Source organism: Ramlibacter paludis, assembly GCF_022012305.1.
Taxonomy (GTDB): Bacteria; Pseudomonadota; Gammaproteobacteria; order Burkholderiales; family Burkholderiaceae_C; genus Ramlibacter; species Ramlibacter paludis.
The window spans coordinates 117,410-142,550 of sequence record NZ_JAKLTM010000009.1 but is presented as its reverse complement, the minus strand read 5'-3'; the positions used below and the strand labels follow the sequence as shown (position 1 = coordinate 142,550).

Sequence of the window (25,141 nt, the reverse complement as noted above, 5' to 3'; positions counted from 1 at the left end):
CGCCATGCCATGGTTCCAGGGATTCGAGGAAACCACCTATCCCATCCCGGGCGGATGGGTCCACGCCCGCACCGGCGGCAAGCGCAGCAAGCCCGCCCTGGTCCTGCTGCACGGCTTTCCGCAGACCCACGTGATGTGGCACCGCGTGGCCCAGCAGCTGCGCGACGATTACTTCCTGGTGCTGCCCGACCTGCGCGGCTACGGCGATGCGCCCAAGCCGGCCGGCGACCCCAACCACGGCAACTACAGCAAGCGCGCGATGGCGCAGGACGTCATCGCGCTGATGGCGGGCCTGAACAAGCCGCAGTTCCACCTGTGCGGCCATGACCGAGGCGCGCGCGTGGCGCACCGGCTGGCGCTGGATCACCCGGACCGGGTCTGGAAGCTGGCCCTGATCGACATCGCGCCCACGCTGGACATGTACGAGGCGACGGACATGGCCTTTGCGAAGGCCTACTACCACTGGTTCCACCTGATCCAGCCGGCGCCGCTGCCCGAACGCATGATCGGCGGCGACGCCCGCATGTACCTGCTTGCCAAGCTCGGCGGCTGGGGCGCGGGCGGCATCGCGCATCTGGAACCCGAGGCACTGGGCGAATACGAACGCTGCTTCTGCCGCGCCGAGTCGATCCACGCGGCCTGCGAGGACTACCGGGCCAGCGCCGGCATCGACCTGGAACACGACCGGACGAGCCGCGCGCAGGGCGCGAAGATAGCGTGCGACACGCTGGTGCTGTGGGGAGAGAAAGGCCTGGTCGGCAAGAAGTTCCAGCCGCTGGAACTGTGGCGGGCGCAGTGCGCCGGCAAGGTGACGGGCAGCGCGCTGCCCGCGGGTCACTTCATTCCTGAGGAACTGCCCGCGCCGGTCGCGGATGCGCTGCGCGGCTTCTTCGGCTGACCAGGCGCGGCAGCAGGAAGGTGCGGCGCAGGTTCTCGGTGGCGCAGGCGGCCGTCGACTTCATGTCGTGGCCCAGCGTCGCCAGCTCCTGGTCGATCTCCTCGATGCGGTCCCCCCACTTGCCGGTCTGCATCTGGTCCATGCAGAGCACGGTGCGCAGCGCCAGCAGGTTGCGCACCAGGCGGATGTTGCGGTCTTCCTCCGATTCGGCGTTCATGGCGGTGTTCTCGTTGTCTTGTCTCGATGCGGTCAAGCATCCCATGCGCGCCTTCTTCGTCGTGTCGGCGTCCGGCGGCAGCGCGAAGTGCCGCAAGCGACGCCTGGCGTAGGCGTCAGCCGCCTGCCGCAGCCGTCCGGCCGCTCCCGCGGCACTGGACGCAGGAGAGGTACATCCGGCCCGGGGAATTCTCGAGCGACGGGTCGTAGCGGAACCAGCCGCCGGAGCCGATGCACTCGTCGCACTCGGCGGGAGTGGCGGATTGCGAAGCGTTGACTGCGGATTGTTCTTGAAGAGTGGTGTCGGCCATCGTGGACCTCCTTGCGATGGCCACAAGGTAGCGCGCCGGTGCGGCGCCGGAGTCAGCGCCGCAGGGCGGGGCGCGTAGGATACAGGCGCTAACGGGTGTTGCGTCAGCCGACCCAGCAGGACACGGCCGCCACTTCCAGCTGGGCCAGCCGCTTCTTCATGCGCAGCACCTCGAAGTCCTTGCTGACCAGCGGACAGCGATGCGCCACCGCCAGGTCGATGAACTTCTGGTCGTCGGGGTCGCCGCAAGTGACGCCGGCCTTGGCCGGAACGTCCACCAGTTCCACGTGCCTGTCGAAATCTTCCAGCACCGCGTCGGCGCTGCCGCGGTGGTAGGCCACGCGGGGCGCCAGCTTGGGATAGGCCAGCACGCGCGCCAGCTCCTCGCGCATGGCGGCGGTGGCCAGCCAGCGCAGGGCGCCGTCCGCCAGGCCCTGCTTCACCGGCTGCGCCGCGGCGTCGCCGAACACCAGCAGGTCCAGCACGACGTTGGTGTCAAGAACCAGCGGCTTCACTCTTGCGGGCCGAGCCGGCCACCATGTCGAAGCGGAACAGGCGGCACTCGATGGGGCCGTTCCACATCGGGACGCGGCGCGATTCCTTCAGGCGCATGCGCGTGGGCAGCTTGGCGTCGGGCGACAGCACCCAGGCCGTCCAGCCGGCGTAGTTCTTCTTCCAGTGCGAAGCCAGCTGGGTGAAGAAGTCGCCCGCGCCTTCCATCTGCGCGTGCTCGCGGCCCGCGCCGGCAATGCCGCCGGCTTCGATCCGCTCGCCGTAAGGCGGATTGAGCAGCATCACGCCGGGCGTCGCGCTGGGCGGCATGCGCTGCAGCGCGTCACCGCCGCGGAACTCGATGGCGTCCGCCACGCCGGCCCGCTGCGCGTTGCGCTGCGCGAAATCGACCATGCGGAAAGCCACGTCGCTGCCGAACACGGGCGCCGTGGGGGCGCGGCGCGCCGCCTGCGCTTCGGCCTTCAGCGCCTGCCAGTCGCCCGCCTTGTGCGGCCGCAGCCGCTCGAAGCCGAAGCGCCGCAGCAGGCCCGGCGCGATGTTGCAGGCGATCTGCGCCGCCTCGATGGCGATGGTGCCGCTGCCGCAGCACGGGTCGTACAAGGGCGTGCGCGCGTCCCAGCCGCTCGCCGCGATCATCGCGGCGGCCAGCGTTTCCTTCAGCGGCGCCTCGCCCTTGTCCTCGCGCCAGCCGCGCTTGAAGAGGGGCTCGCCCGAGCTGTCGATGTAGAGCGTGACCGTCTCGGCTGCCAGGTGCGCGAACACGCGCACGGCCGGCCGCTGCACGTCCACGTCGGGCCGCACGCCGCCGCGTTCGCGGAAGCGGTCGGCCACCGCGTCCTTGATGCGCAGCGCCGCGAAGTTCAGGCTCTTCAGCGGGCTCTGGTGCGAGGTGAGCTCGATCTTGAAGCTCTCGCGCGGCGTGAACCAGTCTTCCCAGGGCACGGCCGCGGCCGCCGCGTAGATGTCGTCCTCGCCGCGATAAGGCCCGTGCGACAGCTGCACCAGCACGCGCTGCGAGAGCCGGCTTTGCAGGTTCAGGCGCATGACGGCGTCCCAGCCGCCTTGCAGCTGCACGCCGCCGCGCGCGGTGCGCAGGTCGCGCACCGTGGCGCCGCCGACGCGGGCGACCTCCTCGGCCAGCAGGGTTTCGACGCCGCCCGCGCAGGGCAGGAAGAGGTGGACAGTGTTCACAGGGCCTTACGCAGGTTCGCGGGGGCGATTCGCAAAGCCTCGCGGTATTTCGCCACCGTTCGGCGCGCGCACTCGATCCCCTGCTCCTTGAGCATCTCCGAGATCTGGCTGTCCGACAAGGGCTTGGTGTTGTTCTCGGCGGTCACGAACTGCTTGATCAGCGCGCGCACCGCGGTGCTGGAGGCGTTGCCCCCGGTTTCGGTGCCCAGCGCCGAGCCGAAGAAGTACTTCAGCTCGAAGGTGCCGAAGGGCGTGGACATGTACTTGGCCGTGGTCACGCGCGAGATGGTCGACTCGTGCAGGCCCAGTTCGTCGGCGATCTCGCGCAGCACCAGCGGCCGCATGGCGAGCTCGCCGTGGGTGAAGAAGTTGCGCTGCCGCTCGACGATGGCGCTGGACACGCGCAGGATGGTGTCGAAGCGCTGCTGGATGTTCTTGATGAACCAGCGCGCTTCCTGCAGCCGCTGCTGCAGCGCCGCGTGGCCTTCGCCGCGGTGGGCCTTCAGCGCGCCGGCATAGACGTCGTGCACGCGCAGGCGCGGCATCACGTCCGGGTTGAGCATCACGCGGAAGCCCGCGCGCGCGCCGCGGCCGGTCTTGGTGACCAGCACGTCGGGCACGATGATGTTGCGCTCCACGTCGACGAAGCGGCGGCCCGGCTTGGGCTCCAGCCGCGTGATCAGCGTGATGGCGCACTTCACCTGCGACTCGCTCTCGCCGCACAGCTGCGCCAGGCGCTTCACGTCGCGCTTGGCCAGCAGGTCGATCGGCTGGTTGCACACGCGGATCGCGACCGGGAACACGGTGTCGCCGGGGGTGTCCTGCTGCAGCGTGCGCAGCTGCAGCATCAGGCACTCGGCCAGCGATCGCGCGCCCACACCGGGCGGGTCCAGGCTTTGCAGCAGGCCCAGGGCGACCGTGAAGCGGTGCACCAGCTCCTCCTGCTGCTCGAGGTCGTCGCCCGCTAGGCCCGCGGCGAGCGCTTCCAGCGTGTCCTCCAGATAGCCGTCGTCGTTGAGCGATTCGACCAGGAAGCGCAGCGCCGCCCGGTCCTCCTCGGACAGCCGCAGCGACAGCGCCTGCCGGTGCAGCCAGGACTGCAGCGACTCGTTGCCGCGCGCCAATTCGGTCGCGTCGACCTCGTCGTCGTCGCCCTGCGAATTGCGCTGCCGCGCCGGCGCCTCGCCGCCCCACTCGCCGTCGTCGGGCACGGTCTCGGTGCTGCCGTCGCCGTCCCAGTTGGGTTCGCTGCTGTCGCCGGCATCGGCGTGCTCGTGTTCCTGCTCAGCGGGGGTCGAGGCCGTGGTGTCGTGGCCGTTGCCCGCCAGCGCGACGGGGTCGCTGTCGTGGTCGTCGCGCGCCGGCTGCGTGTCGCTGTGGCTGGGGCCGAACTCCTCCGGGCCTTCGTCGAGGTTCTGCTCGAGGAAGGGGTTCTCGTCCAGCATCTGCTGGATCTCCTGGCCCAGCTCCAGGGTGGACAGCTGCAGCAGGCGGATCGACTGCTGCAGCTGGGGCGTCAGCGCGAGATGCTGCGAGACGCGGAGCGAAAGGCCTTGCTTCATGGGTACTGCTCAGAAGCCTGGGGTCACATTCGGAAGTGCTCGCCGAGGTACACCCGGCGGACGTCCGCGTTGTTCACGATTTCGGCGGGCGTGCCCTGCGCCAGCACGCGGCCTTCGCTGATGATGTAGGCGTGGTCGCAGATGCCCAGCGTCTCGCGCACGTTGTGGTCGGTGATCAGCACGCCGATCCCGCGCGACTTGAGGAAGCCGATGATGCGCTGGATCTCGATGACCGCGATGGGGTCGATGCCGGCGAAGGGTTCGTCCAGCAGGATGAAGCGCGGTTGCGTCGCCAGCGCGCGCGCGATTTCGACGCGGCGCCGCTCGCCGCCGGAAAGCGCCAGCGCCGGCGAGTCGCGCAGGTGGTCGACGCGCAGGTCCTGCAGCAGGCCGGTGAGGCGGCGCTCGATCTCCGCCTTGGGCAGCGAACGGCCGTCCTCGTCGCGCTGCAGTTCCAGCACGGCGCGCACGTTGTCCTCGACGTTCAGCTTGCGGAAGATCGACGCTTCCTGCGGCAGGTAGGACAGGCCCAGGCGCGAGCGCCGGTGGATCGGGGTCTGCTCCACCGAGTGGCCGTCGATGGTGATCTCGCCACCGTCGGCGCGCACCAGGCCCACGATCATGTAGAACGACGTGGTCTTGCCGGCGCCGTTCGGGCCCAGCAGGCCGACGACTTCACCCTTGTCCACCGCCAGCGAGACGTCCTGCACCACGTCGCGGCCGCCGTAGGACTTCTTCAGGTGGCGCGCCTCCAGGCGGCTCACCACGGTCCGCGTCCCGTCCTCGCGCAGCCCGGCTTCCGCGTCGCCCATCAGCGCTTCTCCCCGCCCAGCGTGGTGCTCGAGCGCAGCGGCGCGCTGGCGGCAGGCGCGGGCGCCGGCGCCGCGCCCGGGTTGCGCGGCGCCAGCGTGGCGCGCACGCGGCCGCCCGGGTTGGCCGGCGTCGCGTTGCCGGGATTGCCGTCCACCGAGAAGTGGTCGGTGGTGTTGTCGTAGGTGATCAGCGCGCCGGAGGTCTCGTCGGCAACGACGGCGCCGCGCAGGCGCCGCATCTCGGCGCGGCCGATGAACTTCACGCGGTCGGCCTTGCCGTCGTATTCGATGGTGTCGCCTTCGCCCTCGATGTATTCGTCGACGTTGTCGCGCTTCTGGCGGAAGAAGGCGCGCTTGCCCGGCTCGGCCGTGACCACGCCGAACTGGTAGCCCTCGGGATCCTGCTTCACGTCCACCTTGGCCCCGCGGATGACGATGCTGCCCTTGGTGACCACCACCTTCCCCGTGAAGACGCTGGTCTGGTTCAGGTCGTCGTACTTCAGCGAGTCCGCCTCCACGTTCATGGGCTTCGCCCGGTCCGCCTTCTCGGCGAGGGCGGCGCCGCCCGCCAGGGCGAGCGTAAGGGCGATGGCGAGGGCGTGCAGCGGGGTGGCTTGTTTGTTTTTCATAAAGGCACGAATCTTGCTGCGCATTGTAGCGAGCCCAAACGAAGAAGCCCGCGGCTGCGGGCTTCGAATGCTGACGGCCTGTGGCGCCGTGCGGTATTACTTGGCCTTGCGCGCCTCGCCGATCAGGTAGTCGGCCACCAGCAGGCCGCGGTCCATGCCCTTGGAGACTTCGCCGTCGATGTAGTACTTGCCCGCGACGCCCAGGGCCGGCACGCCTTCGACCTGGTAGGCGTTCTGCAGCTGGGTGGCGCGGCGGGCCTTGGCCGAGATGGAGAAGGAGTTGTACAGCTCCTTGAACTTGGCCACGTCCAGGCCGTTGGCCTGCGCGAATTCCAGGATAGCCTCCTCGCGGTTGGTCGGCTTGCGCTCCCTGTGCACGGCGTCGAACACCTTCTGGTGCAGCTCGTCCAGCTTGCCCATGGCTTCCAGCGTGTAGTACAGGCGCTGCTGCGGCACGAAGTCGTCGCGGAAGGCGATCGGCACGCGCTTGAGCACGACGTCCGGCGGCAGCTTCTTGCTCCAGGCGACCAGCTTGGGCTCGAAGGCGTTGCAGTGCGGGCAGCTGTACCAGAAGAACTCGACGACCTCGATCTTCGGCGCGGGCGTGTCCACCGGCACCGGCTTGTCGATCGCGCGGAAGTCCCGGCCGGCTTCGAACCTCTGTTGCGCCAGCGCCAGGCCGGGCATGCCGAGCGCCAGGGCACCCAGGGACGCGGCCGTTGCGGCCGAAAACTCGCGACGATTCATTTGCAGTCTTTCTTCTAGAACTTCAGCTCAGACGGGGCGGCGCCCGGTTGGTTCCACCGCCCGGCGGGGCATGGCTACCGCTGGACGCGCACGAGGGCCGTTTCGAAGCCGCCCGAATCCAGCTTGTCCTTCTGCTTGTCGGCTTCTTCCTTGCGCTCGAAGGGGCCGACGCGCACGCGATAGACCTGGCGTCCGGCCTGCTCGCGCTCGGTCACCTTGGCCTCGATGCCCATCAGCGACAGCTTGGCGCGCTGGGCTTCGGCGTCCTCGGGGGTGCGGAAGGCGCCGGCCTGCACGAAATAGAGGAAGGGGTCGCTGCCGCCGGCGGCGCGCGCCGTGGCGAGGTCGCCCAGGGGGTCGGCCGGTGGCGGACGGCCGGTCACGGCAGGCGCCTCGATCTTGTCCTTGGCTGCGACCGGCTTTTCTTCCTTGTCCTTCGCCGCGCCGGAGGCTGCCGCTTCCGGCGCCTTGGCGTTGGCCGGCGCCGATGCGGCCGGCATGCCCGGCGCGGGCGGCAGCGCCTTGGCCGGGTTCTTGCCGTACAGGGGCGCGTTGGGATCCCAGTTCTGGTTCTTGCGCGACTCCGCCGCGTCCTGCTCCGCGGAGCGGCTGGGGCCCTTGTTCAGGAAGGGGACCGGCACCTTGGTGACGTAGACCGCCACCGCCAGGGCTGCCGCCAGGCCGATCACCACGCCGATGATGATGCCGACGATGACGTTGCCGCGTTGTGTGTGTTTCACGCTTGTTCGCTCGCTCACATTTTCTGCGGGGCGTCCACACCCAGCACTGCCAGCCCATTGTGCAATACCTGCGCGACCGCGGCGACCAGGGCCAGCCGCGCCCGCTTCAGGTTCTCGTCGTCCACCAGGATCCGCTCGGCGTCGTAGTAGGAGTGGTACGCCGCCGCCAGCTCGCGCAGGTAGAAGGTGACGTCGTGCGGCGCGAAGTCCGCCGCGGCGTCCGCCAGCATCTGCGGGTAACGCGCCAGCACCAGCATCAGGTTCAACGCGGCCGGGTGCTCCAGCGCCGACAGGTCGGCGTCGGTCAGCGTTGCCACGTCCCCGCCCCAGGCCGCCAGCACGGAGCAGATGCGCGCGTGGGCGTACTGCACGTAGTAGACCGGGTTGTCGTTGTTCTTCGCCACCGCCAGGTCGACGTCGAAGGTGTATTCGGTGTCGGCCTTGCGCGAAAGCAGGAAGAAGCGCACCGCGTCCTTGCTGGTCCACTCGATCAGGTCGCGCAGCGTGACGTAGCTGCCCGCGCGCTTGGAGAGCTTGACCTCCTCGCCGCCGCGCATCACGCGCACCATCGTGTTCAGCACGTAATCCGGATAGCCCTGGGGAATGCCGACGCCGGCCGCCTGCAGGCCGGCGCGCACGCGCGCGATGGTGCCGTGGTGGTCGGTGCCCTGCACGTTCAGCACCTTGGTGAAACCGCGCTCCCATTTGGTGATGTGGTACGCGACGTCGGGCACGAAGTAGGTGTACGAGCCGTCGGACTTGCGCATCACGCGGTCCTTGTCGTCGCCGTAGTCCGTGGTCTTCAGCCACAGGGCGCCGTCCTGCTCGTAGGTCTTCCCGTTGGCCTGCAGCTTCTGCACCACCGCGTCGACCTTGCCGCTGGTGTACAGGCTGGACTCCAGGTAGTAGTTGCGGAACTGCACGCCGAAAGCCTGCAGGTCCAGGTCCTGCTCGTGGCGCAGGTAGGCCACGGCGAACTGGCGGATGCCGTCCAGGTCCTCGACGTCGCCGCTGGCGGTGAACTCGCGGTCGTCGGACTTGACGGTCTTCTTCGCCTTGAAGTCGTCGGCGATGTCCTGGATGTAGTCGCCGTTGTAGGCGGCCTCGGGCCAGCCTGCGTCGCCGGGCTTCAGGCCCTTGGCGCGCAGCTGCACGCTGTTGGCCAGCGTGGCGATCTGCACCCCGGCGTCGTTGTAATAGAACTCGCGCGTCACGTCCCAGCCCTGGGTCTCGTACAGGCTGGAGATGGCGTCGCCCAGCGCGCCCTGGCGGCCGTGGCCGACGTGCAGCGGACCGGTGGGATTGGCGGACACGAACTCCACCATCATGTGCTTGCCGTTGGCCGGCTGGCGGCCGAACTGCGCGCCGGTGCCCAGCACCTCGCGCACGACCTGCTGCTTGGCCGCGGGCTTGAGCTTGATGTTCAGGAAGCCCGGTCCGGCGATGTCGACGGAATCCACCCACTTCTGGAAGGCGGGCGCGGCCAGCAGGTTGTCGCGCAGGGCCTCGGCCACCTGGCGCGGGTTCTTCTTCAGCGGCTTGGCCAGCTGCATGGCCGCGGTGCAGGCCAGGTCGCCGTGCGCGGCCACCTTGGGCGATTCGAACAGCGCCTTGTCGCCGGCACCGGGCGACAGCTGTTCGAGGCCGGCGGCAAGCGCCGCCAGCAGTTCTTGTTTCACGAGGAGCATCCGGGGATTCTACGGAGTGGGGTAGACGGCCTTGACGCAGGTGCGATGACAACGTTACCATGACAACGCTGTCATTCGACGGCCCCCATCCCCAGGAGACTTCCCCGTGCCGAATTCCTTGTCCCGCCGCGCCCTGCTGGCCGCGGCTGCCGTCGCCACGCTGGCCGCCGCCGCGCCCCAGTCCGCCTTCGCCGCCGACCCGTACTTCGGCGGCAAGAGCATCAAGATCGTCGTGCCCAACCCCGCGGGCGGCACCTCCGACATCCTCGCCCGCCTGCTCTCGCAGCGCATGGCCGAAGCGCTGGGCGCCACCGTGGTGGTGGAGAACAAGGCCGGCGCCACCGGCAACCTGGGCTCGGACTTCGTCGCCAAGTCGGCGCCGGACGGCCTGACCCTGCTGCTGACGGACATCGGCTCGCTAGCCATCGCGCCCAGCGTGTTCCCGCAGCTGCCTTTCGACCCGGTGAAGGACTTCGCGCCCGTGCTGCTGGTGGCCTACTCGCCGCACCTGCTGGCCGCGCGCCCCGGCCTGCCGGCCAAGGATGCCAAGGAGCTGATCGCGCTGGCCAAGGCCAAGCCCAACTCGCTGAACTTCGCCATCAGCGGCACCGGCGGCGCCAACCACCTGGCCGGCATCGAGTTCGCGCTGCGCAGCGGCATCCAGTGGACCTACATCCCCTACAAGGGCGGCTCCCAGGCGATCAACGACGTGGTGGCCGGCCAGGCCGACGTGCTGTTCAACGGCATGGTCGCCACCTGGCCGATGGTGGAAGGCGGCAAGCTGAAGGCGCTGGCCATCTCCAGCGCCAAGCGCTTCCCCGGCGCGCCCAACGTGCCCACGGTCGCCGAGTCCGCCAACCTGCCCGGCTTCGAGACCGGCTCCTACCAGGGCATCGCCGCGCCCGCCGGCACGCCGCCGGCGGTGGTCGCCACCCTGCACCAGACCGTCAGCAAGATCCTGGCGACGCCGGACATGCAGGAGCGCCTGCTGAAGATGGGCGCCGAAACCCGCCCGGGCTCGTCGGCCGATTTCGGCAACTTCATCAAGACCGAGAAAGCGCGCTGGGCCAAGGTGGTGAAGGACTCGGGCGCCAAGTTCGAGTAGTCCCCGATAGCGGCCAGGGCGGGTGCGGGGAATACTCCGCGGATGAACCAACCCCTCACCCGCGCCCAGGTGGAGCGCGAAGCCACCTGGAACCTGGACGAACTGTTTGCCACGCGCGAAGCGTGGCTGGCGGAGCTGGACGCGATCGAGCGCTCGCTCGACACCGTGACGCGCCACCGCGGCCAGCTGGGCACGGGCTCGCACGTGCTGCTGGCCTGCCTGGACGCGCGTGACGCCCTGCTCGCGCGCCTGCACCGCGCCGAAGCCTTCAGCTTCCTGCGCAACGCCGAAGATGGCGGTGATGCGGCGCGGCAAGCGGACCACGCCAATGCGGCCGCCGCCATCGCGCGCATCGATGCGGCGCTGAAGTTCGTCGACACCGAGATCCTGGCGCTGCCGGACGGCACCGTGGACAGCTACCTGGGCGAGCAGCCGCTGCTGGCCGTGCACAAGACCAGCCTGGACGACCTGGCCGCCGTAAAGCCGCACATGCTGTCGGCCGAAACGGAGCAGGTGCTCGCGTCGCTCGGCGAAGTGCTGGATGCGCCGTACATGACGTACACGCGCTCGAAGTCCAGCGACCTGCGCTTCGCTTCTTTCACCGACCCTGCCGGGGCGACACACCCGAATTCCTTCAACCTCTACGAGTGGAGCTACGAGAGCTCGCCCGATGCCGGCGTGCGGCGTGCGGCCTGGGCCTCGTTCTGCGAGGGACTCAAGCCTTACCAGAACACCTATGCGGCGACCTTCGCCACCGAGGTGCAGAAGAACGTCGTGCTCGCCAAGGCGCGCGGCTACGAGAGCGCCGAGCACTACCAGCTGCAGCACCACAAGGTGCCGCACGCGCTGTACCTGAACGTGCTGCAGACGATCCAGGCGGAGCTGGCGCCGCACATGCAGCGCTACGCGCGCCTGCGCAAGCGCGTGCTGGGGCTCGACAAGCTGCTGTATTGCGACCTCAAGGCGCCGCTCGATCCTTCCTACGCGCCCTCGCTCGACTTCGAGGAAGCGCGCGCCCTGATCGTCGGGGCCCTGGAGCCCATGGGCGAGGAATACGGCGAGATGGTGCGCACGGCCTTCGCGCGCCGCTGGATCGACCGCGTCGACAACCTCGGCAAGTCGTCCGGCGCCTTCTGCGCCTCGCCGTATGGCGCGCATCCGTTCATCCTGATGACGTGGACGAATTCGATGCGCGACGCCTTCATCCTCGCCCACGAACTGGGGCATGCCGGCCACTTCACGATGGCCGGGAGGTCGCAGCGCTTCGTCAACACGCGGCCCGCCATGCCTTTCGTCGAGGCGCCGTCGATCATGAACGAGGTGCTGCTGGCGCGGCACATCCTGGCGCGCGGCGGCGATGCGCGCATGCGCCGCTGGGTGCTGATGCAGGTGCTGGGCACCTACCACCACAACTTCGTCACGCACCTGCTGGAAGCGGAGCTGCAGCACCAGGTCTACGGCCTGGCCGAGGCCGGACAGCCCGTCACCGCGTCGCTGTTGAACGAGAAGAAGCGCGCGATCCTGCAGAGGTTCTGGGGCGACGCCGTGGAGATCGACGACGGCGCGGCACTCACCTGGATGCGGCAGCCGCACTATTACTTCGGCCTCTATCCATACACCTACTCGGTGGGCCTGGTGGCCGCGACCGCGCTGGCCGACAAGTCCGAGCGCGAGGGTCCCGGCGTCTTCACCGCCTGGCTCGACGTGCTGCGTGCCGGCGGGACGCTGCCGCCGCTGGAGTTGATGCGCAAGGTCGGCATCGACCTCGCTTCGCCGGAACCGGTGCGCGCAGCGGTGGCTTACGTGGGCCGCATGGTGGCCGAGCTGGAGCAAGGCTTCTGACGACAGCGGAATTTGCGCACGCTGCGAGCACCCGGCAGGTAAGGGCGACGTAAAGGCCGCTCCCTGCGAACGGCCCGCGCCTAGAGTGGCCGCATGGAAAACCAATGCGTGCCGACCGAAGCGGGCGGCGAACTGGAACAGCCCGGCGCCCGTTCGGGCGAGGGCACCAGCACGCTCTGGCAGCACATGGCCCGCGACGAACTGCAGAAGACCAGCAACCGCGGTGGTGGGCTGCGCGACGCGCCGGCGGCGCGGCAGCCGGCGCATCCGCTGCGGCGGGCCACCGACCGCGACGTGCCGGGCAGCTGAGGCCGCGGCGCCTCAGGGAGGCGGCCGCACTCCGTCTGCAGCAGCCCCCGGCGCCGCTGCCGCAGGCGCGTCCTTGACCTGGAACCCCGCCCAGGTGGCAACGGCCTGCTCCACGGCATCGGCATCCACCGGCTTGGTCAGGTGCAGGTCGAAGCCCGCCTCCAGGCAGGTCCGCTTGTCGTCTTCCGTGCCCCAGCCGGTCAAGGCAACCAGCACGGCGCCGGCCAGTGCCGGATCCGCCCGGAACCGGCGCGCCACATCCAGCCCGCTCATGCCCGGCAAGCCGATGTCGAGGAACGCCACCTGCGGCAGGAAAGCGCGCGCGACCTCCAGCGCCTGGTGCCCGTCATGCGCGACGCGCGCCTCGTGCCCCGCCATCGCCAGCACGGTCACCATGGTTTCGGCGGCGTCGACGTTGTCGTCGACCACCAGCACGCGCCGCGATGGGACCGTGGCCCGGGCATCCGCGGCAGCCGCCGGCGCAACCGAGGCGCGCGCGAAGGCGGCCGCCGGCGGCAGCGCCACGATGAAGGTGCTGCCTTGCCCGACGCCTTCGCTCTGCACGGTCACCGTGCCGCCGTGCAGTTCCACCAGGCGCCGCACCAGCGCCAGCCCCACGCCGAGTCCGCCTTGCGAATGCCGGCGCGTGCCTTCCACCTGCATGAAGAGGTCGAACACGCGCGGCTGCGCGGCAGCGGCGATGCCGGTGCCGTTGTCGGCCACGTAGATCTCCACCTGGTCGCCGCGCCGGCGCGCGCCGACGCGGATGCGCCCGCCGGGCGGCGTGTACTTGGCGGCGTTGTTCAGCAGGTTGCCGACCACCTGCGCCAGGCGCGTGAGGTCGCCTTCGACCCACAGCACTTCCGGCGCGATTTCCACCTCCAGCGCATGCTGCTTGGATTCGACCAGCTGGCGCGAGCTCTCCACCGCGTGCGCGATGATCGTGCCCACCTCGACCGCCTCGCGCCGGATCTCGATGTGGCCGCGGCTGATTCGCGAGATGTCCAGCAGGTCGTCGACCAGCCGCACCATGTGCCCCAGCTGCCGCTCCATCATCGAGCGCGCCTGCTCCACCACGGGGGAGCCGGGCTGTCCGCGGCGCAGCACCTCGAGGCCGGTACGCAGCGGCGCCAGCGGATTGCGCAGCTCGTGGGCGAGCGTCGCCAGGAACTCGTCCTTCATGCGGTCGGCGGTGCGCAGCGCTTCTTCCGCGACCTGCCGCTCGGTCACGTCGCGCACGGTGCCTGCCAGCCGCCGGCCCACGCCGGTCGACCCCGGCAGCACCTGCGCTTCGGCTTCCAGCCACACCAGCCGGCCATCCGTGTGCACCACGCGGTAGACCTCGTGGAAGCGGCCGCTGTCCCAGGCGGCGGCCAGGCCGGCCTCGATCCGCGCCACTTCCTCGGGATGGAGCGCGTCGCGCCATACGTGCGCCGGCACGGCGTCGAGCTGCACTTCGGCCACGCCGAGGAGCTTCGCGACTTCCTCGCTCCACACCACGAGGCCGGTCGCTTCATCCAGCTCCCACACGCCGACGCCGCCCGCGCGCTGGGCGCGCGCGAAGCGGTCGCCCGTCTCCTTGAGCGCCGCCTGCGTTTCCTTCAGCGCGTGCACTTCCATCGCCATGCCCAGCCAGCTGGCGACGCGGCCGTCGGCGTCGCGGATCGGCGTGCCACGGGCCTGGAACCAGCGGTACTCGCCGTCATGGCGCCGCACGCGGTATTCGAAGTCGTAGAACAGGCCCCGGTCCACCGCCTCGCGCCAGCGGGCCGCCGTGGCGTCGCGGTCGGCGGGGTGCAGCGCCAGCGACCAGTTCTCGCCCATCAGGCGCTCGCTGGGGATGCCGGTGAAGGTCTGCCACTGCTCGCTGAGGTAATCGACGAAGCCGCGCGCGTCGCAGGTCCAGGTCATGCCCGGCAGCGACTCGAGCGCCTGCCGGTAGAAGGCCTCGCTGCGCCGTAGCGCCAGCTCGGTGCCCTTGCGGTGCGTGATGTCCACGCAGGCGCCCGTCATCATGGCCGGGCGCCCCTGCGGGTCGCGGAAGGTGCGACCCCGGTCGTACAGCCAGCGCTCGCTGCCGTCCGGCCGGATGATGCGGAACTCCATCTCGAACGCGGCCCCTTCGGTGCGGCAGCGGTCGCAGCGGGCGATGACGCCGGCGCGGTCCTCCGGATGCACGAGCGCGATGAATTGCGCCAGCGACTGCACGGCCTGGCCGGGCTGCAGCCCGAAGAGGCGATCGAGGGCGGCATCCCAGCGCAGGGAGTCGCTGCGCATGTCCCAGTGGAAGGTGCCGGAGTCACTGGCCTCCAGCGCCGCCTGCATTGCCTGTTCGGCCAGCTTGGAGGCGGAGATGTCGGCAATGGTGCCGATCATGCCGACCGGACTGCCGTCGGCCGCGTAGCGGCCCCGGCCGCGATTGGCCACCCAGGCCACCTCGCCGCTCGGCCGCAGGATGCGGAACTCGCACTCGTAGGGCTTGCGCTGGTCGAGCGAGGCGCGCACCGTGGCCTCCACGCGCTCCCGGTCGGCCGGATGCACCAGCTCGAAGAAAGCCGCGCCGGTCAGCGCGAACTGCCCGGGCGCGATGCCGTGGATGCGATAGCTCTCGGCGGACCAGGTGACCACGTCGCTGGCGAGCTCCCACGTCCAGAAGCCCAGGCCCGATGCCTCCAGCGCCTCCTTCAGCACGGAGGGGTCGGTCGATTCGGCGGGGATCAGCTGCGTTGCCATGGATGAGGGGACGAGATGCCCCACTCTACCCCGCGGCCGGCGTGAAAACCCGCGCCGGCGGCCAAATCCATCAGCGCGCCGCCAATATTTTCTCCACCACGGCCAGGTCCACCGGCTTCGCCAGGTGCACGTCGAAGCCCGCGGCCAGGCTCTTGGCACGGTCCTCCTCCGTGCCCCAGCCGGTCAGCGCGACGATCATCCGGTCCTGCCAGCCGGGCAGCGAACGCAGGTGCGTGGCCACCTCGTAGCCGCTCATGCCCGGCATGCCGATGTCCATGAAGACGATCTGCGGCTCGTGCTCCTTGGCCGCCGAGATGGCGGCGGGGCCGTCGTTGGCCACGCGCGTGACGTGCCCGTGCATTTCGGCCAGCATCGCCAGGGTCTCCGCGGCGTCGGCGTTGTCGTCGACGATCAGCACGCGCTTGGCCGCGCCCTGGGTCGCGATCGGGGCCGCCGTGGCGGCGGCGCGCGCGTAGTCGGACTGCGCGCGCGGCAGCCAGACGCGGATGGTCGTGCCGCTGCCGGGGCCCGCGCTGTCGGCACTGACACGGCCGCCGTGCATCTCCACCAGCGAGCGCACGACGCTCAGGCCGATGCCCATGCCGCCCTGCGAGGTCTCCAGCGTCTGGTTCACCTGCACGAAGCGGTCGAACACGCGCCCCAGCATCTCGCGCGGAATGCCGACGCCGCTGTCCTCCACGATGATGCAGACGTCGCTGCCTTCGTCCTGCGTGCGCAGCCGCACGCGGCCGCGCGGCGGCGTGTACTTGGCCGCGTTGGTGAGCAGGTTGCCCACCACCTGCGCCAGCCGCGTGATGTCGCCATGCACGTGGGTCTGCGGATCCCCGGGCTCCCAGACGAAGTCGTGGCCCTGCGCCTCGATCAGCGGGCGCGTCGTCTCGACGGCGTGCTCCAGCACTTCCTGCAGCGGCAGCACCTCGCGCCGGAGCACGACCTTGCCCTGGCCGATGCGCGCCAGGTCCAACAGGTCGTCGACCAGCTGCACCATGTGGTGCACCTGCCGTTCCATGATGGAAAGAGCGCGCGCCTGCTCGCGCTCGCCCGCCCCGCGTTGCAGCACGCCGATGCCGGCGCGGATCGGCGCCAACGGGTTGCGCAGTTCGTGCGCGAGGGTCGCGAGGAAGACGTCCTTTGCCTGGTCGGCGCGGCGCAGCGCCTCCTCGGCTTCCCAGGACTCGCTGACGTCGCGCGCGACGGCCAGCACGTGCCGCACCTCGCCCACCTCGTCGAACTCGGGCACCAGCCGCGTCGCGAAATGCCGGGGCTGGCCGTCGACGTCCTGCTCGAACTGCATGTTGAGCGGCTGCCGCTCCAGGAAGACTTGCCCGATGCTGGATTCCCAGTAGGTGCACAGCGCATCCGGCATGCCCAGCTCGCGATTGGTACGGCCGATGAACGCGGAGGTGGGCTTGCCGGTGAGCCGGCTGGCCGCGGCGCTGACGAAGACGTGGCGGCAGTCGCGGTCGAACCGGGCGATCACGTCCGGCGAGTTGTCGGTGATGCTCTGCAGCTCGCGCTCGCGCGCCAGCACCTTGGCCTGCGCCTGCTTCAGGTCCTGGATGTTGAGGATGGTGCCGATCCAGCGCGAGGGCTGGCCGTCCCCCGCTTCGACCAGGCAGCCATTCGCCTTGAACCACTGGTACTGGCCGTCGTACCGGCGGATCCGGTATTCCACCTGGTAAGGCCGGCGCGCGGCCACCGCCGTCTCCCACGCGAGGCGGGCGCGCGCCCGGTCGTCGGGATGCAGCGCGTCCATCCAGGCGCGGCCGAAATGCGCCGTGACCTCGACGCCGGTGTAGGCCGACCATTGCGAGCTCAGGTAATCGCAGTCGCCGTCCTCCGTCGTCGAGAAGGTGAAGCCGGGTACCGACTCCAGCGTGCGGCGGTAGAAGACTTCACTGCGGCGCAGGGCCTCGCGCGCGCGCCGGCGCTCGGTGACGTCGACGCAGGCGCCGGTCATGTACTGCGCCTGCCCCTCGGAATTGGTGAAGGTGCGGCCGCGGTCGTACAGCCAGTGCACGGAGCCGTCCGGATACACCACCCGGAATTCCATCTCGAAGTCGGCCGCCTCGTGCTTGCAGCGCTGGCAGCGCTCGATGACTTCCGCGCGGTCGTCGGGATGCACCAGGGCCACGAACTGCTCCAGCGAGCGCACGGCTTCGCCGGGGAGCAGGCCGAACAGCTTGTCGAGGGGATGGTCCCACCAGAGCTCGTCGGTGACGATGTTCCAGAAGAAGGTGCCGGTGCCGCTGGCTTCCAGCGCGATCTGCATGCGCTGCGCGGCGGTGACTTCGCCCACGTCGCGCGCGGGCGATGCAGAACTGCCAATGCTTTTCATCTCGTACGGCTTACGGCGAAGGGTTGCCATCCTGCCACAGGCCGTGCGGCTGAGGTGCTGCGCTTGCCCCTACGAAGAAAGGTTGCGGTGCAGCGGCTACTTCGCGCCGAAGCCGCGTGCCAGGAACACCGCCGCCAGCGGGATCAGCGGAATGATGTGGGCTTGCAGCATCACCAGCTTGCGCGTCCGGCGCACTTCCTCGGCGTCGGGCAAGGCGCCGCCCGCCTGCAGCTGCTTCTTCCAGCGGACGAAGCGCAGGGTCGGAGCGATCGAGATCAGGCCGGTGAGGACGAACAGCGTGAGCTTCACGTGCAGCAGCCAGTTGCTCCAGTAGTACGAAGACCCTTTCATCCCCAGGTAGATGCGCAGCAGCCCGGTGACCAGCACCGCGCCGGCGGCGATGCCGTAGACGCGGTCCACGGTCACCAGCCGGTTGACGATGGTGGCGTTCATCCACTCCGGCCGGCACAGCGCGGCCTCGCTGGCGATGAAGACCACCAGCGTGAGGATCGCCAGCAGGTGGAAGTAGGCAAGCAGGGCTTCGAGCGTCATTTGTTGTTGGCGGCCATCCAGAACTGGGGCTGCGCGTAGTGATGCTTCAGGAAATCGATCCACAGCCGCACCCGCAGCGGCAGGTGCTTGCGCTGCGGGAAGACGGCGTAGATGCCGTTGGGGGGCGCGGCATAGGCGGCCAAGATTTCGCGCAGGCGGCCGTCGGCGATCTCCTGCTCCACCTCCCAGGTGCTGCGCCAGGCGATGCCGTAGCCTTGCACGCACCAGTCGTGCAGCACCTGGCCGTCGGAGCAATCGAGCGGGCCGGCCGGCTTGAAGTGCACCAGCTCCGGCTCGGCGCCGGCGCCGTCGCGCGGCAGCGAAAAGGCCCAGCCGCGCGTCTGCGAGGCATCGCTGGACAAGGTGAGGCAGTCGAACTTGAGCAGGTCGTTGGGATGCTCGGGGGTCCCATGCTGCTTCAGGTAGGTCGGCGCGGCCACGCACATGCGGCGGTTGTCGGCCAGCCGCACGCTCACCAGAGACGAATCGGGGAAGTCGCCCACGCGCACCGCGCAGTCGAAGCCCTCGCCGCCGAGGTCGACCACGCGGTCGCTCAGGTTGAGCGAAATGGTCACGTCGGCATGCAGTTCGCGGAAGCGGGGCACCAGCGGCGCGACGTGGCGGCGGCCGAAGCCGGCCGGCGCGGTGATGCGCAGGTGGCCGCTCGCCTTGACGCCGCCGGCACTGACGCTTGCTTCGGCGTTGCCCAGGTCGGCCAGCAGCCGCTGGCAGTCTTCCAGGAAGGCGCTGCCTTCGTGCGTGAGCGTGATGCGGCGCGTGGTGCGCACCAGCAGCTTCACGCCCAGCCGCTCCTCGAGCGCATCGAGGCGCCGCCCCATGATGGCCGGCGCCACCCCTTCGGCGCGCGCCGCGGCCGTCAGGCTGCCTTTGGTGGCCACCGAGACGAAGGACTCCAGCTGCTTGAGTTTGTCCATGCCGCGCGGATTATGCGCGTTCCGGGTTCAAATCAAGCAGTTATGCGCGGCATTCCGCCGTGCGGTTACTCGGCCTTGAAGCCCGAGGACTTGATCGGCGTTTCCCAGCGCTTGAGGTGCGCCACCTGCGTCGCCGCGAGTTCGGCCGCCGGCGCGTGGTTGGGCACCAGGCCGAAGCCGTAGATGCGTTCCTGGATCGCGGGGTCCTTCAGCGCGTCGCCCACGGCGCGGTCGATCCGCGCCACCACGTCGGCCGGCATGCCCGGCGGGCCATAGAGGCCGAAGAAAGCGTCGGCGGCCATGTCGATGCCCTGCTCCTTCAGCGTGGGCACGTCGGGCAGCGCGCGCGTGCGCTGGTCGCCGGTGACCGCGAGGATGCGCACCTTGCCGGCCTTGTGGTGCTCGATGGTTTCGGAAGCCGTGTCGACCATCAGCGGGATCTGGCCGCCGATCAGGTCCTGCGCCGCCGGCGCGCCGCCACGGTAGGCGACGTGCGTGAGCTGCACGCCGGCCGCCTGCGACAGCAGCAGGCCCGCGAAGTGCGGCACCGTACCCGCACCGGAGGTGGCGTAGTTCGCCTTGCCGGGGTTGGCCTTCATCCAGGCCAGCACCGACTTGAGGTCGCCTTGCGGCGCGCCCGGACCGGCCGTGACGGCGAAGTCGAAGGTGACCAGGCGCGAGACCGGCGTGAAGTCCTTCACCGGGTCGTAGCCGATGTTGCTGTAGAGCCAGGGCGCGATCACCATCGCGCCGCTCGGCGACAGCACCAGGTTCTGGCCGTCCGGCGGCATGCGTTTCAGTTCGCCCAGCACCAGGCGGCCGGCGGCGCCCGGCTTGTTCTCCACCAGCACGTTCTGGCCGAGCGAGGCGCGCAGCTTCTCCGCCAGCAGCCGCGCGATGACGTCGGCCGAACCGCCGGGCGGAAAGCCCACCCAGATGCGCAGGGTGCGGTCCTGCGCCAGCGCGTAAGGCGCGGCAAGCGAGGCGGCGGCGAGGGCAGCGAAGGTACGGCGTTGCATGGACTTCTCCTTGGGAATTGCGGTTCAGGCGCGCGCGGCGTCGGCCACGGCTTCGAGCACGGCGGCGTTCTGTTCCTGCGTGCCGACGGTGATGCGCAGCCAGTCGGGCAGCGCGTAGTTGTCGAGCGTGGAGACGGCGATGCCGGCGCGCAGCAGCGCCGCATGCACGCCGCGCGCGTCGGCGAAGCAGGCCATCACGAAATTGCCGGCCGAAGGCAGCGTCTCCACGCCCAGTTGGCCCAGGCCTTCGGAAAGCTGCGCCCGGCCGACGCGATTGAGCTCGTAGGTGCGTTGCACGAAGTCGTTGTCGGCAAGCGCAGCCACTGCGGCCGCCAATGCGGGCGTCGTGACGTTGAAGCGGGGGCGGATCGCATTGAGCCTGGCCGCCAGCGCCGGTTGCGCCACGCCATAGCCCACGCGCAGCCCCGCCAATCCGTACGCCTTGGAGAAGGTGCGCGCGACGACCAGGTTCGGAAAAGCGCGCAGCCAGCCGATGGCGTCGTAGCGCTGGCGCGGCGCCAGGTATTCGGTGTACGCCTCGTCGAGCAGGACGGTCGTTTCGCGCGGCACCTGCGCCAGGAATTCCTGCAGCCGCGCGCCTTCGAGGAAGGTGCCCGTCGGGTTGTTCGGATTGGCGACGAACACGAGGCGCGTCTGCGGCGTGATCGCCGCCGCCATGGCTTTCAGGTCATGGCCGAAGCGTTGCGCCGGCACGGCCCGGCCCTCGCCGCGCGCCAGCGCCGCAGCCTGTGCGTAGACGACGAAGCCGTACTGCGACCACAGCACGCCCTCGCCCGGCTTCACCACGGCCTGCGCGGTGAGCGTGAGGATCTCGCTGGAGCCGGAGCCGAGCACCAGCCAGTCCGGCGTGACGCCCAGGCGGGCGGCCAGGGCCTCCTTCAGCGCGCGGCCGGTGGCGTCGGGGTAGAGGGCGGCGCCGGCCAGGGCGTCGGCGGCGGCCTGGCGCGCCGCGGCCGGCATGCCCAGGGGGTTTTCGTTGGAGGCGAGCTGGATCATTTAACAACTTAAATTTATCCGGCGCCGGTTCCGCCCCATATCGGGGCACACCCTTGCAATCGCCGGATTACCGTCGCGCAGGTTCCGGATTTATGACATTTGCCGTCATTAATGGTCGAGCAAGTATCAAATACAGTCGGGTGCATGGAAAAGCCGCGCGCCGTCCTGTTCGACGCCTATGGAACGCTGTTCGACGTGTACAGCGTGGGCCTGCTCGCGGAACAACTCTTTCCCGGCCAGGGCCAGGCGCTGGGCCTGCTCTGGCGCGACAAGCAGATCGAATACACGCGCCTGGTCACCACCAGCAACGACGGCGCCCATTACCAGCCGTTCTGGGAGCTGACGCGCGCCGGGCTGCGCTACGCCTGCAAGCGCCTGGGCATCGCGCTCGGCCCGGAGCAGGAAGACCGCCTGATGAACCAGTACCGGCATCTCTCGGCCTTCCCCGAGGTCCGCGAAGTGCTGCAGGCCCTCAAGGGCCGGCGCGTGCAGACCGGCATCCTGAGTAACGGCGACCCCGGCATGCTGGGCGTGGCGGTGCGCAGCGCCGGCCTCGAAGGCCTGCTCGATCACGTGCTGTCGGTCGACACGATCCGCAAGTACAAGACCCATCCCGAGGCCTATCGCCTCGGCACGCAGGCCACCGGCCTCGCCGCGCGCGACGTGCTGTTCGTCAGCTGCAACAGCTGGGACGCGCTCGGCGCCACCTGGTTCGGCTACCGCACGCTGTGGGTCAACCGCTACCAACTGCCTTTCGAGGAACTGGGCACGCAGCCCACGCGCAGCGGCAGCAGCCTGCGCGACGTGCTGGCCTTCTTCGAATGAACCCGAATCCCTTGACTACCCAGGAGAACACCATGACCAGCCGCACCACCGTCCACGGACTCGAGGTGGACAGCGCCCTCAAGCGCTTCATCGACGACCAGGTGCTGCCCGGCACCGGCGTCGACGTCGCCAGGTTCTGGGCCGGCTTCGACGCCATCGTGCGCGACCTGGCGCCGAAGAACGCGGCACTGCTGGCCGAACGGGATCGCTTGCAAAACGAGCTGAACACCTGGCACGCCAACAACCCGGGCCCGATCACCGACCTGGCCGGCTACCGCGGCTTCCTCGAGAAGATCGGCTACCTGGTCACGCCGCCCGCGGGCGCGAAGGCGACCACGGCCAACGTCGACGCCGAACTCGCCTTGCAGGCCGGCCCGCAGCTGGTGGTGCCCATCCTCAACGCACGCTATGCGCTCAACGCGGCCAACGCGCGCTGGGGCTCGCTGTACGACGCGCTCTACGGCACCGACGCCATTCCCACCACCGGCGGCGCCGACAAGGGCCCGGGCTACAACGAAGTGCGCGGCGACAAGGTGATCGCCTATGCACGCAAGGTGCTGGACCAGGCCGCCCCGCTGGAAAAGGGCTCGCATGTCGACGCCACCGCCTACCAGGTGCAAGGCGGCAAGCTCGTGGTGCAGCTGAAGGGCGGCGTCTCGAGCGGGCTGAAGGATCCCGCGCAATTCGTCGGCTACCAGGGCGACGCCGGTGCGCCCTCGTCGGTGCTGCTGGTGCACAACGGCCTGCACCTGGACATCCGCATCGACCGCGCGCACACGATCGGCCGCACCGACGCGGCGGGCGTGAGCGACGTGGTGCTGGAATCGGCGCTGTCCACCATCCTCGACCTGGAAGATTCGATCGCCGCCGTCGATGCCGAAGACAAGCTGCTCGCCTACCGCAACTGGCTGGGCATCCTGGAAGGCACGCTGACCGAGCAGGTCAGCAAGGGCGGCAAGAGCTTCACCCGCGGCCTCAACGCTGACCGCGTGTACAAGAATCCGCAAGGCAACGGCGAAGTGCGGCTGCATGGCCGCTCGCTGCTGTTCCTGCGCAACGTCGGCCACCTGATGACCAATCCGGCGATCCTGTGGAACGGCGGCAAGGAGATTCCGGAAGGGATCATGGACGCGGTCATCACCACCGCGATCGCGCTGCACGACCTGCAAGGCAAGGGCAAGAACGGGATCCGCAACTCGCGCACCGGCTCGGTCTACATCGTCAAGCCGAAGATGCACGGGCCGCAGGAAGTGGCCTTCGCCTCCGAGCTGTTCGGCCGTGTCGAGCAGCTGCTGGGCCTGGCGCCCAACACGGTGAAGCTGGGCATCATGGACGAGGAGCGCCGCACCTCGGTCAACCTGCAGGCCTGCATCGCCGCCGCGGCACCGCGCGTCGCCTTCATCAACACCGGCTTCCTCGATCGCACCGGCGACGAGATGCACACCGCGATGCTGGCCGGGCCCATGCTGCGCAAGGGCGACATGAAGTCCAGCGCCTGGATCCAGGCCTACGAGAAGAGCAACGTGCTGGTCGGCCTGTCGTGCGGCCTGCGGGGCCGGGCGCAGATCGGCAAGGGCATGTGGGCCATGCCGGACCTGATGGCGGCGATGCTGGAGCAGAAGATCGCGCACCCGAAGGCCGGCGCCAACACCGCGTGGGTGCCCTCGCCCACCGCCGCGACGCTGCACGCGCTGCACTACCTGCAGGTGGACGTGGCCGCCGTGCAGAAGGAGCTGGAGAAGACCAGCGCCGGCGCCGAGCGCGACAACCTGCTGGCGGGCCTGCTGCAGGTGCCGGTGGTGCGCGAAGCGAAGTGGACGGCCGAAGAGCGCCAGCAGGAACTGGACAACAACGTGCAGGGCATCCTGGGCTACGTGGTGCGCTGGATCGACCAGGGCGTGGGCTGCTCCAAGGTGCCGGACATCCACAACGTCGGCCTGATGGAAGACCGCGCCACGCTGCGCATCTCCAGCCAGCACATCGCCAACTGGCTGCGCCATGGGGTGGTGAGCAAGGAGCAGGTCATGAAGACCTTCGAGCGCATGGCCGCGGTGGTGGACAAGCAGAACGCGGGCGATCCGGCGTACAAGAACATGGCCGGCAACTTCGAGAAGTCGTACGCCTATCGCGCGGCGCTGGACCTGGTGTTCAAGGGCGAAGAGCAGCCGAGCGGCTATACCGAGCCGCTGTTGCATGCTTGGCGCTTGAAGGTGAAGACGGGGGCGTAAGAGCGGTTCGGCTGCGCGCTCACCACGGCCTACGGACGGTTGCTCCGTAGGCCGTGGTGACGAAGGAACCGCGGCTCCCGGCGCCTCACCGCATCATCCAAACCTGATGCAACGGTAGCCGCTCGAAACTCAGTCTCTCCAGCGCCTCACCGCCCACCTCCCGCCGCTGCAACTGCGGCACATGGATCGTCCATTCCGCATAGCGCCCCAGCAGCGCTTCCACCAGCGCCTGCGCATCGCGCTGGCCCGCATCGCCGTCGACGAGGCTGTGGATCACGACCTTGCGCTCGGCCGCTTCCGAAAACACCAGCTGCGCCGACCCCTCCCGCCACGCCTGCAGCGGCACCGGCAAGGCGCGCAGCGCGGCGCCTGTCACCTGCAGCGGAAGGTCGCGGCCGTCCAGCCACGTGAATGCGTCCTCCAATGCGGGCGCACTGGGTTCCCGCCTGCGCGGGGATGACGCCGTGGCCGTGAACGTGTAGCCGTACAAGGCGTCCCGGACGGCGAAGCCCCGGCCCTCGTACAGCCGCAGCGCCCGCGTGTTCTGCGCGAAGCACTCCAGCTCTACGCCACCCGGCGCCCGCGCGATGAATTCGTCCAGCAGGGCCGGAGCCACGCCCGTGCCGCGCGCCTGCGGCACCGCGCCCATCGTCGCCAGCCGCCAGCGCCGCCACGCGGGCCGCGGCGCCACGAAGCAGAAGGCCAGCACCGCGTCGCCTTCCACCGCGACGCGGCTCAAGCCCAGGTCGACCGCCTGCCGCCCGAGGAACTGCGGCCACTGCGAGGGCGCCAGCTGGAAGGGCCCGATCAGGTAATCGGCGAAGGCGGCGCCGAAGGCCGCGTGCAGGCGCTGCGGATCGACCCGGTCCGCGGGAACGAGATGGAATTCAGCCATCCATCCAGTATGGGCG

Annotated in this window: 23 protein-coding genes; 6 read left to right on the top strand and 17 right to left on the bottom strand. The window is 69.6% G+C overall.

Annotation, left to right across the window (positions count from 1 at the left end; genetic code table 11):
• The first annotated feature begins 4 nt into the window (after positions 1-4).
• Complete coding sequence (locus tag LZ009_RS23500; RefSeq protein WP_275700429.1) at positions 5-898, top strand: alpha/beta fold hydrolase; 894 nt, start codon at positions 5-7, stop codon at positions 896-898.
• Here LZ009_RS23500 and LZ009_RS23495 read toward each other — a convergent pair.
• The 10 genes from LZ009_RS23495 to argS all read right to left on the bottom strand — a co-directional run bounded on the left by LZ009_RS23495 (position 840) and on the right by argS (position 9,306).
• Entirely contained in the window at positions 840-1,115 is a 276-nt protein-coding gene (locus LZ009_RS23495) for a hypothetical protein (RefSeq protein ID WP_275700428.1), read from the bottom strand. The two genes, LZ009_RS23500 and LZ009_RS23495, sit on opposite strands and share 59 nt — an antisense overlap.
• A 115-nt stretch (positions 1,116-1,230) precedes the next feature.
• Complete coding sequence (locus LZ009_RS23490) at positions 1,231-1,425, bottom strand: hypothetical protein (protein ID WP_275700427.1); 195 nt, start codon at positions 1,423-1,425, stop codon at positions 1,231-1,233.
• A 103-nt stretch (positions 1,426-1,528) separates the two neighbouring features.
• Positions 1,529-1,939, bottom strand: coding sequence for a putative toxin-antitoxin system toxin component, PIN family (locus LZ009_RS23485; RefSeq protein ID WP_275700426.1), 411 nt, complete (start codon positions 1,937-1,939; stop codon positions 1,529-1,531).
• Positions 1,920-3,128 carry a THUMP domain-containing class I SAM-dependent RNA methyltransferase gene (locus tag LZ009_RS23480; protein ID WP_275700425.1) on the bottom strand — a complete coding sequence of 403 codons (1,209 nt, stop codon included), beginning with the start codon at positions 3,126-3,128 and terminating at the stop codon, positions 1,920-1,922. Before LZ009_RS23480 ends, LZ009_RS23485 begins: the two co-directional genes overlap by 20 nt.
• On the bottom strand, positions 3,125-4,690 hold the full coding sequence (locus LZ009_RS23475) for an RNA polymerase factor sigma-54 (protein ID WP_275700424.1): 1,566 nt from the start codon (positions 4,688-4,690) through the stop codon (positions 3,125-3,127). Before LZ009_RS23475 ends, LZ009_RS23480 begins: the two co-directional genes overlap by 4 nt.
• Positions 4,691-4,713: 23 nt before the next feature.
• Positions 4,714-5,502 carry an LPS export ABC transporter ATP-binding protein gene (lptB, locus tag LZ009_RS23470; RefSeq protein WP_275700423.1) on the bottom strand — a complete coding sequence of 263 codons (789 nt, stop codon included), beginning with the start codon at positions 5,500-5,502 and terminating at the stop codon, positions 4,714-4,716.
• Positions 5,502-6,131: a lipopolysaccharide transport periplasmic protein LptA gene (lptA, locus tag LZ009_RS23465; protein ID WP_275700422.1), complete on the bottom strand. Its 630-nt coding sequence runs from the start codon at positions 6,129-6,131 to the stop codon at positions 5,502-5,504. The genes lptB and lptA overlap by 1 nt, the downstream gene beginning before the upstream one ends.
• Before the next feature lie 96 nt (positions 6,132-6,227).
• Positions 6,228-6,878, bottom strand: coding sequence for a thiol:disulfide interchange protein DsbA/DsbL (locus LZ009_RS23460; protein WP_275700421.1), 651 nt, complete (start codon positions 6,876-6,878; stop codon positions 6,228-6,230).
• A 74-nt stretch (positions 6,879-6,952) separates the two neighbouring features.
• Entirely contained in the window at positions 6,953-7,618 is a 666-nt protein-coding gene (locus LZ009_RS23455; protein ID WP_275700420.1) for an SPOR domain-containing protein, read from the bottom strand.
• 14 nt (positions 7,619-7,632) lie between these two features.
• A complete protein-coding gene (argS, locus tag LZ009_RS23450; RefSeq protein ID WP_275700419.1) occupies positions 7,633-9,306 on the bottom strand; it encodes an arginine--tRNA ligase in 1,674 nt (557 codons plus the stop codon).
• 106 nt (positions 9,307-9,412) lie between these two features.
• Here argS and LZ009_RS23445 point away from each other — a divergent pair, with 106 nt between their 5' ends.
• The 3 genes from LZ009_RS23445 (at position 9,413) to LZ009_RS23435 (ending at position 12,562) form a co-directional block, all read left to right on the top strand.
• Positions 9,413-10,411 (top strand): Bug family tripartite tricarboxylate transporter substrate binding protein, encoded by a 999-nt coding sequence (locus LZ009_RS23445; protein ID WP_275700418.1) that lies wholly within the window; start codon positions 9,413-9,415, stop codon positions 10,409-10,411.
• 42 nt (positions 10,412-10,453) lie between these two features.
• Complete coding sequence (gene pepF / locus LZ009_RS23440; protein WP_275700417.1) at positions 10,454-12,253, top strand: oligoendopeptidase F; 1,800 nt, start codon at positions 10,454-10,456, stop codon at positions 12,251-12,253.
• A 93-nt stretch (positions 12,254-12,346) separates the two neighbouring features.
• Positions 12,347-12,562, top strand: coding sequence for a hypothetical protein (locus tag LZ009_RS23435; protein ID WP_275700416.1), 216 nt, complete (start codon positions 12,347-12,349; stop codon positions 12,560-12,562).
• A gap of 12 nt (positions 12,563-12,574) precedes the next feature.
• Here LZ009_RS23435 and LZ009_RS23430 read toward each other — a convergent pair whose 3' ends face one another.
• From LZ009_RS23430 to hisC, 6 genes are all read right to left on the bottom strand, one after another.
• The gene (locus LZ009_RS23430; protein WP_275700415.1) at positions 12,575-15,295 is read right to left on the bottom strand and encodes a PAS domain-containing hybrid sensor histidine kinase/response regulator; all 2,721 of its coding nucleotides are present in this window, start codon (positions 15,293-15,295) and stop codon (positions 12,575-12,577) included.
• Between the two features lie 70 nt (positions 15,296-15,365).
• A complete protein-coding gene (locus tag LZ009_RS23425; RefSeq protein ID WP_275700414.1) occupies positions 15,366-17,654 on the bottom strand; it encodes a PAS domain-containing protein in 2,289 nt (762 codons plus the stop codon).
• A 96-nt stretch (positions 17,655-17,750) separates the two neighbouring features.
• Entirely contained in the window at positions 17,751-18,206 is a 456-nt protein-coding gene (locus tag LZ009_RS23420) for a DUF2214 family protein (protein WP_275700413.1), read from the bottom strand.
• Positions 18,203-19,141, bottom strand: coding sequence for a LysR family transcriptional regulator (locus tag LZ009_RS23415; RefSeq protein WP_275700412.1), 939 nt, complete (start codon positions 19,139-19,141; stop codon positions 18,203-18,205). Before LZ009_RS23415 ends, LZ009_RS23420 begins: the two co-directional genes overlap by 4 nt.
• Before the next feature lie 65 nt (positions 19,142-19,206).
• Entirely contained in the window at positions 19,207-20,160 is a 954-nt protein-coding gene (locus LZ009_RS23410; protein WP_275700411.1) for a Bug family tripartite tricarboxylate transporter substrate binding protein, read from the bottom strand.
• A 24-nt stretch (positions 20,161-20,184) separates the two neighbouring features.
• Positions 20,185-21,177, bottom strand: a complete 993-nt coding sequence (gene hisC, locus LZ009_RS23405) for a histidinol-phosphate transaminase (RefSeq protein WP_275700410.1) — start codon at positions 21,175-21,177, stop codon at positions 20,185-20,187.
• 144 nt (positions 21,178-21,321) lie between these two features.
• Between hisC and LZ009_RS23400 the strand changes: the two genes are divergently transcribed.
• Together LZ009_RS23400 and LZ009_RS23395 are read left to right on the top strand one after the other, a co-directional pair.
• Positions 21,322-22,002, top strand: a complete 681-nt coding sequence (locus LZ009_RS23400) for a haloacid dehalogenase type II (RefSeq protein ID WP_275700409.1) — start codon at positions 21,322-21,324, stop codon at positions 22,000-22,002.
• 32 nt (positions 22,003-22,034) lie between these two features.
• The gene (locus LZ009_RS23395; protein WP_275700408.1) at positions 22,035-24,230 is read left to right on the top strand and encodes a malate synthase G; all 2,196 of its coding nucleotides are present in this window, start codon (positions 22,035-22,037) and stop codon (positions 24,228-24,230) included.
• Between the two features lie 85 nt (positions 24,231-24,315).
• On the opposite strand, the gene LZ009_RS23390 is transcribed toward LZ009_RS23395, so the two are convergent.
• The gene (locus tag LZ009_RS23390) at positions 24,316-25,125 is read right to left on the bottom strand and encodes a GNAT family N-acetyltransferase (protein WP_275700407.1); all 810 of its coding nucleotides are present in this window, start codon (positions 25,123-25,125) and stop codon (positions 24,316-24,318) included.
• Positions 25,126-25,141: the final 16 nt, after the last annotated feature.

Excerpts from the sequence above, each read along its gene's own strand:
- LZ009_RS23435 (WP_275700416.1), top strand. The coding sequence starts at position 12,347 with ATGGAAAACCAATGCGTGCCGACCGAAGCGGGCGGCGAACTGGAACAG.
- argS (WP_275700419.1), bottom strand. The coding sequence starts at position 9,306 with ATGCTCCTCGTGAAACAAGAACTGCTGGCGGCGCTTGCCGCCGGCCTC.
- LZ009_RS23420 (WP_275700413.1), bottom strand. The coding sequence starts at position 18,206 with ATGACGCTCGAAGCCCTGCTTGCCTACTTCCACCTGCTGGCGATCCTC.
- LZ009_RS23495 (WP_275700428.1), bottom strand. The coding sequence starts at position 1,115 with ATGAACGCCGAATCGGAGGAAGACCGCAACATCCGCCTGGTGCGCAAC.
- LZ009_RS23500 (WP_275700429.1), top strand. The coding sequence starts at position 5 with ATGCCATGGTTCCAGGGATTCGAGGAAACCACCTATCCCATCCCGGGC.
- hisC (WP_275700410.1), bottom strand. The coding sequence starts at position 21,177 with ATGATCCAGCTCGCCTCCAACGAAAACCCCCTGGGCATGCCGGCCGCG.
- LZ009_RS23430 (WP_275700415.1), bottom strand. The coding sequence starts at position 15,295 with ATGGCAACGCAGCTGATCCCCGCCGAATCGACCGACCCCTCCGTGCTG.
- LZ009_RS23425 (WP_275700414.1), bottom strand. The coding sequence starts at position 17,654 with ATGAAAAGCATTGGCAGTTCTGCATCGCCCGCGCGCGACGTGGGCGAA.
- LZ009_RS23415 (WP_275700412.1), bottom strand. The coding sequence starts at position 19,141 with ATGGACAAACTCAAGCAGCTGGAGTCCTTCGTCTCGGTGGCCACCAAA.
- lptB (WP_275700423.1), bottom strand. The coding sequence starts at position 5,502 with ATGGGCGACGCGGAAGCCGGGCTGCGCGAGGACGGGACGCGGACCGTG.
- LZ009_RS23475 (WP_275700424.1), bottom strand. The coding sequence starts at position 4,690 with ATGAAGCAAGGCCTTTCGCTCCGCGTCTCGCAGCATCTCGCGCTGACG.
- LZ009_RS23390 (WP_275700407.1), bottom strand. The coding sequence starts at position 25,125 with ATGGCTGAATTCCATCTCGTTCCCGCGGACCGGGTCGATCCGCAGCGC.
- LZ009_RS23490 (WP_275700427.1), bottom strand. The coding sequence starts at position 1,425 with ATGGCCGACACCACTCTTCAAGAACAATCCGCAGTCAACGCTTCGCAA.
- LZ009_RS23395 (WP_275700408.1), top strand. The coding sequence starts at position 22,035 with ATGACCAGCCGCACCACCGTCCACGGACTCGAGGTGGACAGCGCCCTC.
- LZ009_RS23410 (WP_275700411.1), bottom strand. The coding sequence starts at position 20,160 with ATGCAACGCCGTACCTTCGCTGCCCTCGCCGCCGCCTCGCTTGCCGCG.
- pepF (WP_275700417.1), top strand. The coding sequence starts at position 10,454 with ATGAACCAACCCCTCACCCGCGCCCAGGTGGAGCGCGAAGCCACCTGG.
- LZ009_RS23400 (WP_275700409.1), top strand. The coding sequence starts at position 21,322 with ATGGAAAAGCCGCGCGCCGTCCTGTTCGACGCCTATGGAACGCTGTTC.
- lptA (WP_275700422.1), bottom strand. The coding sequence starts at position 6,131 with ATGAAAAACAAACAAGCCACCCCGCTGCACGCCCTCGCCATCGCCCTT.
- LZ009_RS23460 (WP_275700421.1), bottom strand. The coding sequence starts at position 6,878 with ATGAATCGTCGCGAGTTTTCGGCCGCAACGGCCGCGTCCCTGGGTGCC.